The 16,100-nt window shown below is 53.4% G+C and carries 10 protein-coding genes; 6 read left to right on the top strand and 4 right to left on the bottom strand.

The genetic code is table 11. The features are described from left to right. Window positions 1-119: 119 nt before the first annotated feature. Both rfbB and rfbC read right to left on the bottom strand, forming a co-directional pair. The gene (rfbB, locus tag J7382_RS01105) at window positions 120-1,184 is read right to left on the bottom strand and encodes a dTDP-glucose 4,6-dehydratase (protein ID WP_209066535.1); all 1,065 of its coding nucleotides are present in this window, start codon (window positions 1,182-1,184) and stop codon (window positions 120-122) included. Next, entirely contained in the window at window positions 1,181-1,750 is a 570-nt protein-coding gene (gene rfbC, locus J7382_RS01100; protein ID WP_209066534.1) for a dTDP-4-dehydrorhamnose 3,5-epimerase, read from the bottom strand. Before rfbC ends, rfbB begins: the two co-directional genes overlap by 4 nt. Before the next feature lie 137 nt (window positions 1,751-1,887). Between rfbC and J7382_RS01095 the strand changes: the two genes are divergently transcribed. Further along, window positions 1,888-2,862 (top strand): glycosyltransferase, encoded by a 975-nt coding sequence (locus J7382_RS01095; RefSeq protein ID WP_209066533.1) that lies wholly within the window; start codon window positions 1,888-1,890, stop codon window positions 2,860-2,862. A gap of 3 nt (window positions 2,863-2,865) precedes the next feature. Here J7382_RS01095 and J7382_RS01090 read toward each other — a convergent pair whose 3' ends face one another. Further along, window positions 2,866-3,693, bottom strand: coding sequence for an ABC transporter permease (locus tag J7382_RS01090; RefSeq protein WP_209066531.1), 828 nt, complete (start codon window positions 3,691-3,693; stop codon window positions 2,866-2,868). A 523-nt stretch (window positions 3,694-4,216) separates the two neighbouring features. Between J7382_RS01090 and J7382_RS01085 the strand changes: the two genes are divergently transcribed. The 3 genes from J7382_RS01085 (at window position 4,217) to J7382_RS01075 (ending at window position 7,573) form a co-directional block, all read left to right on the top strand. Then, a complete protein-coding gene (locus J7382_RS01085) occupies window positions 4,217-5,272 on the top strand; it encodes a sugar transporter (protein WP_209066529.1) in 1,056 nt (351 codons plus the stop codon). A 12-nt stretch (window positions 5,273-5,284) separates the two neighbouring features. Next, window positions 5,285-5,956 carry an ABC transporter ATP-binding protein gene (locus tag J7382_RS01080; protein ID WP_209066528.1) on the top strand — a complete coding sequence of 224 codons (672 nt, stop codon included), beginning with the start codon at window positions 5,285-5,287 and terminating at the stop codon, window positions 5,954-5,956. Between the two features lie 144 nt (window positions 5,957-6,100). Continuing rightward, window positions 6,101-7,573 carry a glycosyltransferase gene (locus J7382_RS01075; RefSeq protein WP_209066527.1) on the top strand — a complete coding sequence of 491 codons (1,473 nt, stop codon included), beginning with the start codon at window positions 6,101-6,103 and terminating at the stop codon, window positions 7,571-7,573. A 14-nt stretch (window positions 7,574-7,587) separates the two neighbouring features. Here J7382_RS01075 and J7382_RS01070 read toward each other — a convergent pair whose 3' ends face one another. After that, window positions 7,588-13,599: a glycosyltransferase gene (locus J7382_RS01070; protein ID WP_247744772.1), complete on the bottom strand. Its 6,012-nt coding sequence runs from the start codon at window positions 13,597-13,599 to the stop codon at window positions 7,588-7,590. 275 nt (window positions 13,600-13,874) lie between these two features. Here J7382_RS01070 and J7382_RS01065 point away from each other — a divergent pair, with 275 nt between their 5' ends. Further along, on the top strand, window positions 13,875-14,645 hold the full coding sequence (locus J7382_RS01065; protein ID WP_209066525.1) for a hypothetical protein: 771 nt from the start codon (window positions 13,875-13,877) through the stop codon (window positions 14,643-14,645). 234 nt (window positions 14,646-14,879) lie between these two features. Further along, a complete protein-coding gene (gene glf, locus J7382_RS01060; protein ID WP_209066524.1) occupies window positions 14,880-16,004 on the top strand; it encodes a UDP-galactopyranose mutase in 1,125 nt (374 codons plus the stop codon). The last annotated feature ends 96 nt before the right edge of the window (window positions 16,005-16,100 follow it).

Here is a 16,100-nt window from a genome sequence, read left to right as displayed (position 1 = left end):
AAACCTACGCAGGGTGGGGTAACGATTGGGCGCTTATCAACATGGGCGTTTTTCCACCGACGCAATACCGTTGGAATACCGACGCTTTACCGATGCGTGATTTTACCTGAGTCGATATCTTAACGCGCGGGCTTTGGGGCGCTGCCTCTGCCAGCGCCAAGACGGGTGCCAACGCCGCTGCGCTGCAACAGAGGTTGCCACCAGTCTTCATTGTCCAGATACCACTGCACGGTTTTTTCAAGCCCTTCCTCAAGCGTCACAGAAGGGCGCCAGCCCAGCTCCTTGCGCATCCGGCTCGGATCAATGGCATAGCGCAGATCATGTCCGGGGCGATCTTCAACAAAGCGAATTAGGCTGGAATAGGGTCTATTTTGTGGGCGCAGCCGATCCAATATGGCACAGATCATTTCCACCAGATCAATATTGCGCGCCTCATTCTCGCCGCCAATATTATACGTGCGCCCGATGTCCCCCTTCTGCAGTACGGTCAGAAGTGCATCGGCATGGTCTTCGACATAAAGCCAATCCCGCACATTCAACCCTTGCCCGTAAACAGGAATATCCTTTTCTGCCAATGCATTAAGGATCACCACCGGGATCAGTTTCTCAGGAAAATGATAGGGGCCATAGTTGTTTGAACAATTGGTCAGCACATAGGGCAGGCCATATGTTTCCCCCCAGGCGCGGACCATATGATCCGAGGAGGCTTTGGAGGCCGAATAAGGGCTGTTTGGCGCATAGGGCGTCTCTTCGGTAAACTGCCCTTCTGCGCCTAGGGATCCATAGACCTCATCTGTGGAAATATGGTGAAATATGAACGTGTTAGGGCGGTTTTTCTGCTCCCAATACCCACGTGCCGCCTGAAGCAAATTATAGGTGCCGAGCACATTGGTTTGCACAAAAGCTCCGGGCCCATCAATGGAACGGTCGACATGACTCTCCGCCGCCAGATGCATCACGGCATCTGGTTCGTGTGTGGCAAAAATAGTCTCTAATAAGGCTAAATTGCAGATATCGCCTTCGATAAAGTGGTACTTTGGATCCTGATCCACACTGCGCAAGTTTTCCAGACAGGCGGCATAGGTCAGCGCATCCAGATTGATCACCTCATGGCCGCGTGCGATGGCCAGTCGTACCACGGCGGATCCAATGAAGCCGGCTCCGCCTGTTACTAGTAATTTCAATAGCTTACTCCCCATTCAAATGGGCTTTTGATGTCTGAAAGCGCCGGTGCCATAGCATCCTTTTCCGATAGGATGGCCTCTTCGCGGCGCAGACCCCAGTCAATGGCAAGATCAGGATCATCAAACCGTAACGACCGATCACAGTCCGGCGCATAGTAATCGGTGCATTTATAAATGATTTCAGTGTCTTCCACCAAAGTGACAAATCCATGCGCAAAGCCCGCCGGTATCAAAATCTGCCGCCCGTTCTGAGCGCTCAATTCCACCGCAAACCAACGCCCATAGGTCGGAGAGTTCAAGCGAATGTCCACAGCCACATCCAACAACGCCCCGCGTCCGCAGCGCACTAACTTGGCCTGCGCATGTGGGGGCGCCTGAAAGTGCAGGCCCCGTACCGTGCCAGCTTTTGCAGAAAGGGAATGGTTGTCCTGCACAAACTCCAGATCAATGCCGTGATCTGACAAAGTCTTTTTGTTCCAGCTTTCGGAAAAAAAACCACGTGAATCCCCAAAGCGCCGTGGTGTGAGCACTTTCAAACCGGCAATCGCGGTCTCCTCAACATGCATGCTTGCACTTCTCCTGTAGGTTTGCGTAAATCTATCAAGAGACTGAGTTTTTGTCACTTTTTACAAAGTTTAATTAGATATACGTTTGATTGATTTTAGAGGCTTCTCTATGGAGAGCGCCTCTGCGGAGCTCCCTTATGACAGATGAAACGCACAGATTGCGCCTCGTCGCAGTGGTAGTGACCTACAACAGGCTAGAACAGCTTAAGATCACGATTACACGACTTCTGGAGTCCCCTGCGGAGCACCTTTCTGCGATTGTCGTAGCAGACAATGCCTCCAACGATGGCACGCAGGAATGGCTTGAAACAGTCTCTGACCCAAGAGTTTATATAGAACGTCTGAATAAAAACGGCGGCGGTGCGGGTGGCTTTGAGGCCGGCATGCGTCGGGCGATGCAAGACTGTGATCCGGATTGGCTTGTTGTGATGGATGACGACGGGCGTCCCAGACCTGGAGCTTTCGCGGCCTTCCATCGGCTGGATCTGTCAAAATGGGATGGCATCGCCTCTGCAGTGTATTTTCCATCTGGCGAGATTTGCGAAATGAACCGCCCATCGCGCAATCCTTTCTGGCATCGTGCTGAGTTTTTCCGCACTTTACGGGGAGGGCGCGGTGGCTTTCATCTGCGGGCCGAAGATTATGCCTCAGATCAGGGGCAACCGATTGATGTAACCTCGTTCGTAGGGTTTTTTATTTCCCGGCAAGCCGTTGAAAAAATTGGATATCCCAATCCAGATTTGTTCCTGTACGGAGATGATGGAATCTATACTCTAGGGCTCACCAACCTTGGTGGCCGAATTGGCTTTGAACCCTCCGTTCAATTCGAACACGATTGCTCTACATTCGCCGGCCAACGGGGCCGCTTCCGGCCTCTTTGGAAAGTATATTACTATCATCGGAACTTAATGCTGCTCTATCGGCTCGCAGCAGGCTGGATGTTTTGGCCTGTGCTGCTGATTATTCTGCCCAAGTGGTTTCTTAAAATCCGCACGCACGGTGGTGAGAGACGCATTTTTCTGCGCCTGATGTGGCAGGCTGTGAAAGACGGGCTGCGCAAACATACCAATGTGGAACATGATCAGGTGCTGCGCTGGGCATCACAGAAATGACGGTTATCTGTTGTTGAGGATGTCGCGATGGTAGCGCTTCACTAAAACAATACCCAAGAACAGTGTGACAATGCCAACGGTTAAAACAAATGTGATGTTTACAAATTCGGTTCGGTATGTGGGATAGAAACCCGTCCGCATGAGAGACACGACATGGGCAACCGGGTTCCACCAAAGCACATTTTGTACTGCGCTAGGCATGTTATCGATAAGAAAGAAAATCCCGGACGCAATAAACAGTGGTCGGTTAACGATGCTCCAGACTTGCGCCCAAACTGGGAACAGCCCAAACATCGCGCAGTTAAGCACCCCGACTCCCGTTCCCAACAACATCGACAACAGAACTGATATGACGATGGGGTTAAATTCTAAAATCACGCGTGTTTTTGTCACCAGAAGAATGCCAGCAATCAAAATGAACATGACCATGAGTTGGGTCAGCGCAGTCAGTATGAAACGGGCGATGACCGCGTCAGCCCAAGTGACCGCCGGATATTGGAGCAGCGACTTGGAGAACAAAAGGCTGCGCATCACATTTCCGGAAAGTGTTACATAGAGACTAAACGGTAGCACACCCGTGGCGTAGAAAAGCAAAAAACTGTTCCCCAGATCCGGGGTGCGCATCACCAGAGAAAATCCGAGTGAGAGAAGCAGAATACCGCCCAAAGGTTCCATGATCGCCCAAACATATCCGCCTGGTGATCTTCCATAGCGCGTCGACATTTCACGCAGAATCAGAGCGGAAATGGCGCGAAAAGATGCAAAGCTGCGTTTTACGCCTTGAGCGGGTCTTTGCACTGGAGGCAGGGATTGGGCTTGGTCAGCGGACATGTGAAAACATTCCTGTGCTGGCATCTGGAAAATGCAGTATGTAAGTAACGTACATAAATTTGAATAGTCATTCTTTAGAAAGCACATAATGGCAGACGGGTCCAAAGGCAAAGAGCAAAAGCGCGCTGCACAAGGGGTCGAAGGAGCCTCTAACCCTGAGCGCCTTCAAACCGATGAAAAATCAGACGGTGCAGTATCGCGACCGAATGCACCTTCCAAGCAACAGGGCGGTCAGAACCCGCATACCGCAAAACAGACTTGGCAAAAGCCGGCCCAAAATGCACAGAAACCTCAACAAGCTGGTGCAAACAAGTCGAGGCCGCAGGGTCAGCGCGCAGGCCAGGCCAAACAGGGGCAGTGGGCCAAAAAACAACAAGGGGCTTCTCAGGTTGCCACGCCTCAAAAGGTAGAGTCGCCCAAGCCAAAAGAGCAGGCAAAGTCCTACCCATACGCCGAACCGGCGGGGCTGAAGCGGCGTCACTTTGGGTTGATATTTTCCTTTTTCTTATTGGTTTTCTTGCCTTTGGCTGCAACCGTTTACTACCTTTGGGGTATTGCAGAAGATCAATATAGCTCGGTGACAGGTTTCACCGTGCGTCAGGAAGAATCCGCAGGGGCGCAGGAACTTTTGGGCGGGCTTGCGCAAATTGCCAGCACGTCAAGCTCGCGCGATGGTGATATTCTCTACGAGTTTATTTTGAGCCAGAGCATGGTGCGCAGTGTCGAGGAAAGGGTCGGGTTGCGCGAACACTATTCTAGGTATTGGGAAAAGGACCCGGTGTTCTCTCTTTGGCCAGACGCCAGCATTGAAGATCTCGAATGGTTCTGGCAGCGGATCGTCAGAATTTCTTACAACAGCAGCTCCGGTTTGATCGAACTACAGGTGCTCGCTTTTGATCCGGAAACGGCCCATGCCATTGCTTCTGTGATTGTCGATGAGAGTCAGTTGATGATCAATGCTCTCAACAATCAGGCGCGCGAAGATGCTATGCGCTATGCGCGGCGTGATCTTGATGAAGCTGTTGAGCGTTTGAAACAGGCGCGTGAAGCCATCAATGCATTCCGTACGCGGACACGCATCGTTGATCCGGATACCGATATCGAAGGCCGCATGGGTGTGCTCAACAATCTGCAGCAGCAGCTCGCAGAGGCGCTCATCGAATATGATCTGGTACGTCAGACAGCCAAGGTGACGGATCCGCGTTTGGTTCAGTCCCAACGTCGCATTGAGGTGATTCAGGAGCGGATCAAGCTTGAACGTGAGGCTTTTGCATCTGCGTCCATTGAAACGGGGGCCGGTGAGGAAGACTACCCTGATCTGATTGCAGAATATGAGGGTTTGGTTGTGGATCGTGAGTTCTCAGAAGAGACCTACCGCGCCGCGCTTGGGGCCGTAGACGTGGCGCGTGCTAAAGCAGAACGCCAGAGCCGGTACCTTGCGACTTACATCCAACCCACCATGGCGGAGACCAGTGAATATCCGCGTCGTGCCGTTATCGTGGCGCTTATGGCTCTGTTCCTCACTCTGAGTTGGGGGGTCATGGCATTGGTTTACTACGCCATTCGTGATCGCAGCTGAGAGATGTGAAACATGCTAAGGTTTGAACATCTTTCCAAGAGTTTTGACATGCGCGGTGTCAGAAACGTTGTGATCGACGATTTGAATATGGAATTGCCCAGTGGATGTGCTCTTGCGCTTCTGGGCCGCAATGGTGCGGGCAAATCCACGCTTTTGCAAATCATAGCAGGGACAATGCGGCCAACATCTGGCCGTGTGGTGAGCGATGGGTCCATCTCATGGCCTGTGGGTTTTGGCGGCTCATTTCATGGCGAACTCACCGGGGCGCAAAATGTGCGTTTCATCGCCCGTATTTACGGCGTGGATACGGATACTCTGGTGCAATTTGTTGATGACTTCACGGAGCTTGGCCGACATTTTCACATGCCGGTGCGGACCTATTCATCTGGCATGCGATCGCGTTTGACCTTTGGGGCATCGATGGGGATTCAGTTTGATACCTATCTGGTCGATGAGGTCACTGCAGTTGGGGATGCGGCGTTTCGAGCGAAAAGCAGAGAGGTGTTTGTTGAGCGCATGAAACACTCTGGCGCCATAATGGTCAGTCACGAAATGGGTCAGGTTCGCCAATTCTGTGATCGCGGCCTCGTACTGAACAACGGTCAATTGCAGTATTTTGAAGATGTTGAGGAAGCGATTGAAATGCACCTTGATCTGGTCCAGCGGGCGAGATCCAAATCTTGAGATTGCTAGGTGTTTTTAATGCGGTGTTTGATTTCTAGATTGTGGGGATTTGTCTTGGTGATGCTGCTGGTTCAATCCGGCGTTTAGGGCCTCAGTTCGAAGTGAGCCGGACCTTTTGAATTTAAGACGTACTGGGAACGACATTTGAAAATTTTGTATTACAATTGGGTCGACTACCTCGATCCAGAAAAACGCGGCGGTGGGGTGACTGTTTATCAAGCCAACGTGATGTCGTCTCTCAAGCAGAATTGCGAGGTGCAAGAGGTCTTTCTGAGCGCGGGTATTTCTTATGATCTGTTCGGAGGGAAACCGCGCTGGGAAGCGACGCAGACAGGCCCTTCTGATACGCGCCGGTATGATCTGATCAACTCCGGTGTTTTGGCACCCAGCCATCATTCTTTTGGCGATCCTTCACAGGTGGATCATGAGGCCACAACGGAGGCCTTCATAGATTTTGTGAATGCGACCGGGCCTTATGATGTGATCCATTTCAACAATCTTGAGGGTATCCCTGCCTCCGTGTTGAAGATCAAAGAAATTTGGCCCCAGACGCGCATCATACTGTCGCTTCACAACTATTACTTTGCTTGCCCACAGGTAAATTTGTGGCATCAGGAGCGTGAAACCTGTGAGGACTTTAATGCAGGGATGAACTGTGCAGATTGTCTTCATGGGCAACATAATCCTAAGCATTTGCGCATTGCGAATGGGTTGTCTTATCGGCTCAAAAAAGCGGGTCTGCACCCTGACAGTTGGACGTTCAAGTTTTGTTTTACCTGGACCATGCGGTTGGCGCGGCGCGCGGTGCGTGTGCTGCGCACGGTGCGCGGTTTGGGAAAATCGACCTCTCTTAAGCTTGAGCCCCCCCATGAAACTGCACAGGGCTTTGTGGAGCGGCGATCTCGGTTTATTGCCCTGATCAATGCACATTGTGACAGGGTGCTCTGTGTGTCCGATGCGGTGTCAGATTTGGCAAAACACTATGGAATTGCGCCACACCTGGTGCATACAAACTATATTGGCACCCGTGAAGCGCAGGAGTTTCAACGTACCAAACCCCACTCTGGTCCTGTTGCTACAGATGGTGGTTTGACGCTGGCGTATCTGGGGTACATGCGCCGGGACAAGGGGTTTTACTTTATGCTGTCCGCGCTGGAAAACCTGCCCAAAGAGACGGCACAGCGCATTCATCTGACCGTTGCGGCACGGCGCGGTGATGCGGAAACCATGCAGCGTTTACAGGCGCTGCAAACCCATCTCGCAGAGGTCACCCATATGGATGGCTATCACCATGATGATCTCGATACGCTTTTGGAAAAAGTGGATGTGGGCGTGATCCCGGTGTTGTGGCACGATAATCTGCCCCAAGTCGCGATTGAAATGCACGCGCGCCACATCCCCCTTTTGACCTCCCATATGGGTGGTGCCAAAGAGCTCGCAAATTGCCCGGACATGGTCTTTGAGGCCGGAAATGAAGCGCAGTTTCAGGACCGTTTGACCGCGCTCTTGGAAGGTCGGATCGACATGGACGCCTATTGGCGCTCTGCCATGGCCCCCAAAGACATGGCCAGCCATATGAAAGAACTGTTTGCGCACTACCAAAAGGACGCGTCATAAACGCGCCCTTTGGTTCATGGATCAAGCCGCTCTTTTACGAAGTCAATATCTGTCCAATGCGCAGAGGTATGAGCGTCATAGATGATGCTGCGTCCCTCTGAGGCCAGCGCAAGGTATTTGCGGTATTCCTCCGCATCGTTGAAATGCTGCCGCCGGGCGACTTCGGTTTTGGCCTTGCGCCGAAAATCGGCGTTGTATTTGAAGTGCGCAAAAATCAGCTCGCGCTCCGACAATTTGGCATCCCCCACATAGTGCAGCCCGGCCGACAGGCGCATCCAGGGCTGGTATTTCAGCAAGGCCAGTTTCTGCGCCACAAAAAGATTTGGGCGTGACCCCGGAATGAGCCGGTGCCGCAGGGCGCTGGTCCATGTCGGACGGTCCGAGTAGGGGCCATAGGCTGGCATGTTGGTCAAAAACGGGGTGCGGTCTGAATACCCGGCTTCCTCAAAAGGGTCTGTTTTGAATGTTGCACCTTCCAACGGGCCTTTGGGATACATGTCGAGCATGAAAATTCGCGCGGCTTCCGCCTCCGCGAACTCAGGCCGCGCCACCAGCGCAGGCAGGGTTTCTGTCTGCGTTTTCTGCCAGACCAGAAGCTCATCCGCATCCGCCACAATCGACCATTTGCCAACGCGGAACTCTGCCAACATGGCTTGTTGCCAAGCCACGCCATAGCGGGACAGCCGATAATCCGTATCCACAGAGAACACACTCACATCTGGCTGTGCGGCCAGATATTCAAGCGTCCCATCGTCAGAACAATTGTCCGCAATCAAAAAGGCACCCACGCCCAGTTTGCGGTAATGCGCCAGAAACTGCGGCAGCATGAACATTTCGTTGCGCATACAGGCCACAAGGGCCACCTCTGCGCTGCGGGCGCTATCAAGCCGTCCTTCATCTGTGACAAGCTCAAGGGCATTGCTCTGGTAGCCCAGCTGAATCTCCTGATAGGCGGGCCAGATCTTCTTGGGGGTGAGTGTGGCCTTGTTCAGTTGTGCAATGGCCTCCTGCTGGCCCAGATGCGTGTCCATATGCACCAAATGCACCGGCGCGGTTAGGCTGGCATCAAAGCCATTTTGCCATGATGCAACAGGAATTGCGTCTCTATGGGGACGACGGCGCACCGTGACCGCATAATCTTCTTCAACCACCTCAATGCCGCGCTGGGCCAGAAGATCGCCAAGCATCTTGTCTTCCATGAAAGACACTTGAATCAACTGTTGCCCTTCTGGGGAGGCCGCCGCATCAAGTGCCGCGGCCATCGCGGTGCGGCTCAGGGTGTAGCCAGATCCGCCATCTGCATAGCTTGAAGGTTCAGGGGACTTGTCCAAATCCATTTTGCCGCGTGCAGAGGCGGATTTGGCCTGGTGCCACACGCGGTCCAGCTGCCCAATACTGCGGGTCAGCCGACGTCCGAAATAGTCAAATTTGCGATAACTCAGAGAGTGGAAAAACAACGGCGCATTCATAAAGCAATCATCGTCGATTTTCAGCATATGCGTGAAATCGGTATTGTCATGCACCCAGCGAATGGTGGCCAGTGTCTTCTGTGGCAGACCTTCGTAATCATCTGGTGCATCCAGATGCACGACGTCACCGACCTGAGATCCGTCTCCATCTCCAACCATAATCACATAGGGCACGCCCAGTGCTTCAAGCAGGCTGAGCCAACCTGCGCGCAGAGCCGGAATACGTGTGTCCAAATAGGGTTTGCAGGAAAACACAGTGACAATTGTGTCAAACAGTGGATTGACGGCAAAATCTGTCTTAGCTGTGCCACTTTGCAGCGGTCTGGGCATGTCCAGAAGCGCAAGCAGCGGGGCCAGAATGCTGGCATCCACGGAGCTCTTGGCCAATGTTGTCATGGCCATTTGTACGGCTGGTGCCGCTTTGAGCGCCATGCGCCGATCCGAATCCAACATCTCAAAACGCCATTTGATCTGCCCAAGGATCTGGCCAATTTCCTCTTGCCTTATGGGGTGAGGGGCAAAGCCTGTGATCAATGCGATCCATACCGCAAAACCAAGAAAGCCAGAGCGTTCGCCAGAAAGCTGATGGCATTGCGTCATAAGATTCTGAAAGGTCTCAGGATCAATGGTATCTGCGGGCGCCGCCAACAGCGTGGCTGCGTTGCGCGCGGCATCCCGCTGCAAGCTCAGATAAGGGGTCTTGGTCTGATCTGTTGTCAGGCTCGGCAGATGGTGCGCCACAAGATCAGAGACTGCCTTTGAGACCGGTTTGCTTTGTGGCGCAGCCATATATCGAATGGCGGCCTTGGCCGCCTCTCCATGCACGGCAACGAAGTCTGACAGGCTGGGGGCAGTCTGTTCCGAGAGCGGCATGCCCGCAGAGCCAAAGATCTCCCGCCGTGTGCGAACTGCGTCGCGACACCCAACCTGCTGAAAGAACCGTAGGGCGTCATGTGCCTGCTCAGGCGCAGTTTGGTGGGCAATCACATCGGCAAATTTTTCACGTGCAACCTGAAGTTCTGCTGGCAGATCCTGAATTTCAGAAGAGGGCAGGCAGGCCCAAAACTGTCGAGACAGACCGTAGTTGCGCAGACAGAACCAGATGATGTCCTGTCGCAGATAGTCTGGTGCCAGCCCCATGTTGAAAACCAGCTGTGCAGCCGTATAGGTCAGCTCTTTGCAATGGGCACGCTCCCAATAATCGGCAGTGCGTTTGTCCACAAACTCCATAAAGGCATAGAGGATGTTTTCACGATCGGTTTCCACCATATAGGTGGCCATAAGAGCCTGCCGCACCACCCAGGCAATGGTGGGCGTGACAATCCACTGATCTGTGGGCGTTGTCAGCGACCAGAAACAATTGCGTAGCGCTTCGATGTCGTTCTGCACAAACAGGAATGGCAAGATGGCCGAGTCGTTCCATGCATGGCCATTACCTTCATAGGGTGCCGTGCCTTTGGCCTTTGCGATGGCATGGAAGGCGTGAAAATCCTGACCTTGGCGGGTAAAGAACTCCCCCAGTGCCAGTGTCACCTGTTGAGTGGCCTCCCATGACAGCGACATTTGCTCAAAAACAGAGAGCGGGTCTTCTGGCGGGATTGCGGCTTGGCTTTTTGTGAAGAGGGCCAAAGCCGCTTCAAATTCCCGCACAACCGGGTCGATGTCTTCTGCCTGCAAGGTTGCGCTGGCGGTTTCATCCGTCGGGGTGTCTGTGACCGTGTCGTCCTCATCGGCGTCATCCGCGAGGAATCCGTCCAATTGGTAGAAACTGGTGCGATCTTGCAGGATCTCCTGCGCTTGCCCTGACAGCAGGGCGAACAAATCGCCATGGCGCACGTGTTCGATGGCGGTGAAAAGCGCTGCGCTATCTGCGTGGCTCGGATGCAGGGCCATCATCGCAGAAATACGGGCCGCCATCTGCGCGCGCGTGATATTGAGTGCTGCGCCTAGCGCTTGGCCGCTCTGGTCTTGCACTTGCAGAGACAGTGCAGCGTGTTCTTCTTCGGGAACATGCCGCCACAGACGGCCGGGCAGCAACGCCTGTAGGGCATCATGACCGTCTGCCGTATGTACCTCTGTTGCAGGCAATGTGTTTCCAGATGTCAGATCGACAACTTTGTGATCTTTGGTGGCATAACCTGCCACCAAAACCAGCCTGCCATCCAATGCGAGATCTTTCTGCGGTTGTTGTGGCAAGATCAGTTCCGGACGGATGTCACCCTGCAGATCGACTTGGCGAATGGATGTGATATCGCCGATGCCTGTTGTTTTGCTGGATGGCGCCACATCGAAAGCAAAGATCTCTGCGCCATTCAGAAGCACGCGCACTTTGCGCTCAGACAGCAGGATTTCAACCGAACACCCTTCTTTTGCAAGCGTGACAGGTTCACGGGTTTCGGTTCCCCAGCCGTCATTGCCGAAGGCGTTACAAACAATCAGCTGTTCTTCAAATCGCAGCGAGACGTGGAACGGAATCAGAACACGATCCACCGCATAGAAGGAGATATTCGCATAGGGGGTATTGCGGAAGTCAGCAAAGTAGCGAAACGCGGCTGCATCTTGCAGCGGGAAAACCAGCATGGATTTCGTTTCATGCATGTTGGACAGCTGTCCTGCGGCGGCATCCAGTTCCGCCTGCCTTTCCAACAGAGAGCGGTTGCGCGGGCGCCCCATCACACGCCCAGCCAGCCCAACGGGGTCCAGCAACAGCGCAGATCCCGGACCAAAAGCGGAATCAAACCCGGCAATCTGTGGTGTGGGGCCACTCAATCCTCTGAGACTGGCCCCCAAAGAGGCGCGCCCCAAGGCGATGGCCTTGTTGATTTTGTTTCGAGATGCCAGCGACTGTCGCTCAGCCCGCATGGCACGGTCATACAGCAGGCGTTCCCATCCTTCAGGCAGCTGATCTTTCACGTTCTCGGAAAGTGCTTTGATCATCGCATCATGACCAGGCCCGACCGCGCCGCCATCAAGTGGCACTTCTGGTACTTCGATGTCACTGTGACTGCTATAAATCACATGTTTCGCCGCAAGCGCTGCATTGAGGCAGAGCGCCCAGGAGGGTCTGGCACCTTTTGTGAATGCAACGCCCTGCTCTGCGAGAAGCGCGCGGCTGAAAATACGCGCCGCGGTTTCGGGTGCCATGGATAGGGCAATTTGCGGAGACATTTTTAGTGTGCCGCTTTGGGGGGCATTACCCGCAAAGGGGCGCATATCATTGAAGCCATTATGATAAACAACACTTTCATCAGGCGCATTTGGGCGGATGTCGAAAGCGGTTACACCCATATCGGCATCGGTGCGCAGCATGTCTTCCACGCGGTGAAGCAACATGACTGACTCAAAACGCACACCGGCGTGCATCAGAATGACAAAATGCCCTTTGAGATGTGTCCAAAGTGCGCCCTGTCGCAGCAGTTTTAGCGGCAAAACACGCAGATTGGCATGGGTCTGTGCATAGTTCTGTGCATGCGCGGTGTCTGACCGGCCCTCACAGAGCAAGACGATCTCCATCGCGGGGCCAATTTGAGCCGTTAGGCAGTTCAAGGTCTGCTGAAACTGCGCGTCCAATGTGCGGCGGTAGGGAATACAGACGCTGAGAGGGGTGTCGCCTGCAATCTCAAGCGCCCAGCTGCGCCAGATCTCCGGGTCCCAATGCGCAGAGAAGGTGATGCCCTGCTCCTGCATGAACTCCGCAGAGGCCTGTGCGAACCGGCTGCGTCTTTCAGGATCCCGAATGGCAAGGCTGCGTTCAAATGTCAGACGGGTAGTGAGGCGCGCAAAGGCTTTGTCTGCGTCTGGCCGTGGCGTTGCCCGCATGACGTCGCGCAGTCCCCGTAAAACGTCAAACTGTTCAAAAACGCGCTCGCTGTCGGTTGCGGTAATCTGACCGTCACGTCCCCGCGTTTGCAAATACAACGGCTCTGGCACATGTAGCAGATGATCTGTGCGCGCCGCCACCTGCTGGAAAAATCGGTGATCTTCAAACCAGGTACCCTCCTCAAAGCGCAGCCCGTCAATCAGCGTCTTGCGGTAGATTTTGTTCCAAGCCGAGGGGAAATGCCGGATGACGTCGGTCCAGCTATCCAAAGGGTATCGCCGTACGCCGGCTGCTGTATCTGGCGTTTTGGCACCATGGATGGCTGAATGCAGCTCCCCCAAACCATCCGGATGACAGGACTGTATCGCACATGCGACCCAATCACTTTTGCTCTCCTGCAAAGCGCCCAGCAGGACTTCCAGAAAGTTTGGCGCCACACGGTCATCACTGTCAATGAAACCAATGTATTCGCCTTTTGCATGATCCAGACCGGTGTTTCTGGCGCCAGAAAGCCCCAGATTGGCTTGGCGAAAGAAATGAAAGCGCGCGTCACTCTGGCAAAACTTTTCAGCAATATCGCCGCTTTCATCTGTTGAGCCATCGTCAATCACGAGTACTTCGACGTCTGTCCAAGTCTGCGCTTGCAGGCTCTCCAAACAGGAGAGGACATGGTCGCTTACATTATAAACGGGCACAATTATGGATACTGTCGGGAGGCGTTCAGCTGTTTCAGTCATTTCAATAATTGAAAAAATCACAATTTGGGTTGATCTGAGTTGTTCCTCACAAGAGCCGCCACGTAAAGGGGCAGTCTATGATTTTGGCACCAACACTCTGACTTTTCGCGAGATCCATTGGGCGATTTAGCCATCAACGCTGCAACAAATGGCATTGCTCCGCTCAAATGGAGGGAGTTTTTCCTTTCGAAAGCCATGATGGGGGGCGAAAGCTTGCCTGCGCAATAGGCCAATGCTACCTCACTCCCTAGAGTATTACTTCAAGGATAAATTTTGTGAGCGCCCCCTACATTATTTGGACGATGCAGCGCACCGGTGGCACAACTTTGGCTGCCCTTTTGAGTGAACTGACCGAGCATCCTAAAATTGAGCATGAACCTTTCAACGTCGAGAGAACGCTGGGCTGGGTGACCCGAAACTGGCGTGAAAAGCAGGACGCCAAATTGCTTCAGGCAGATTTGCGCAGTGCTTTGGAAAAGCGTCCTGTGATCAAACACTGCTATGAACTCGTGCCCGAAGAGTTGAACAACACTCTGATGACTTATGCCACAGAACTCGGCTACAGGCATGTCATCCTCGATCGCCGCGCGGAGCAGGATCGAATCTTGTCTCTTGAACTGGCGAAACAGACCGGAGCCTGGGGCGGCAAAGGGGTGCGTGGTACCTATGATCGTGTGGAAGCCGGTGAGGTTAAGCTGCACGACATCGATACGCAGGCAGCCCTCGGACATATGGGGTATTGTCAGAAGCGCCGTCAGTTGCTGGCAGCACAATTCTCCAAAAATGGCCAGAGCCCATTTGTTGTGTATTTCGAAGACGTTTACAGTGATCCTGATGCGGGTCGCAAACGCGTTGGAGAACTGGTCTCCTTTCTGGGAATTGACCCGTCGGAACATCCGAACTACGCCGCCCAAGTGGATGAAGCCTTGCTTAAAAAGGGCCAAAATTCAGCGCGTGTGATGGATTTGGTGCCTAACATTGCGGATGTGCGCGCTAAGCTGATCGCATCGCTTCAGGAAAAACAGTTTGAGTTTGTGGCGCGCTGACACGGGCAGGAATTCTGCCTTGGGCTACAAGTTTTGGTCACAGAGCGCGCATTGCGTTCTGTGACTGTTGCCTTTTGACTACGCTTGTAGAGCGGAGAAGGGCTCGCAAAATGATAAAACAAATGGCTTTGCACCGACTTTCTCTCATGGATGCACAGCGCGCCTGCTGCGACGCTTGTTTCGAGGCTGACAAGCTTCTACAAAATTAGCATTTATGACGCGAAAGTAGAATTTATGAATATTTTGTTGGTGGGCGCTGGGCTCTCCGGAGCAGTGATCGGTCGTATTTTGGCGACTGCGGGGCATAAGATCACCATTGTCGAAAGCCGCTCCCACATTGCCGGAAACTGCCACACGGAAAGGTGTCAGCAGACCGGTGTGATGCTGCACAAATATGGGCCTCACATCTTTCACACCGACAATCAGCGGGTCTGGGATTACGTCAACAGTTTCGCGGTGTTCCGGCCCTTTCGCAATCAGGTTAAAACGACGGTGGGAGAGGCGGTTTATTCCCTGCCCATCAATCTGCACACCATCAACCAGTTTTTTGGCCGGACCTTCCGTCCAGATGAAGCGCGCCACTTCATTGAAAACACGCAGGCAGATCTCACAATTACAGATCCCCAGAGTTTTGAAGAACAGGCGCTGCGCTTTGTGGGGCCCAAGCTTTATGAGGCGTTTTTTAAGGGGTACACGGAGAAGCAATGGGGCTGCGCGCCGACGCAATTGCCTGCTGCAATTCTCAAGCGTTTGCCGCTGCGTTTCAATTATGACGACAATTATTTTGCCCACCGCTTTCAGGGTATTCCAGAGGCCGGCTACACGGAGATGGTGCGTGCGATCCTGGATCACCCCAATATCGATGTCCATTTGAATACGCCGTTTTCCAAAGAGCAGGCGAGCCGCGTGGATCATATGTTCTGGTCGGGGCCTCTGGATGGATATTTCGATGAGAAGCTAGGCCGTTTGGGATATCGCACATTGGATTTTGAGCGGTTTGATGCCGATGGGGATTGGCAGGGCTGTGCGGTGATGAACTATGGTGATCCTAGCGTTCCCTTCACCCGCATCACGGAGCACAAACATTTTGCGCCTTGGGAAACCCATGACAAGACGGTGTGCTACAGAGAATTTTCGCGTGCCTGCGCGCCGGGCGATATCCCCTATTATCCGATCCGATTGGTTCAGGAAAAGGCGTTATTATTGGAGTACGAAGCGCTTGCACAAGCTGAGGAAGGCGTCACATTTGTGGGGCGCTTGGGCACCTATCGATATTTGGACATGGATGTGACCATTGCTGAGGCCATGTCACATGCCAGTGTTTTCCTGACAGAAGGCGCTACCCGCCGGTCGAGCTGACAGCCAGGCTCAGGCCTCATTGAGCTTTCTGCGCTGGCATGAAAACACCAATGACTCCTTGGCATGAGGTGCTGCCCGCGTTGACAGCTTTGACGC

Source organism: Shimia sp. R11_0, from assembly GCF_017744035.1.
Taxonomy (GTDB): domain Bacteria; phylum Pseudomonadota; class Alphaproteobacteria; order Rhodobacterales; family Rhodobacteraceae; genus Shimia; species Shimia marina.
This window is presented reverse-complemented; position numbering and strand designations above follow the sequence as displayed.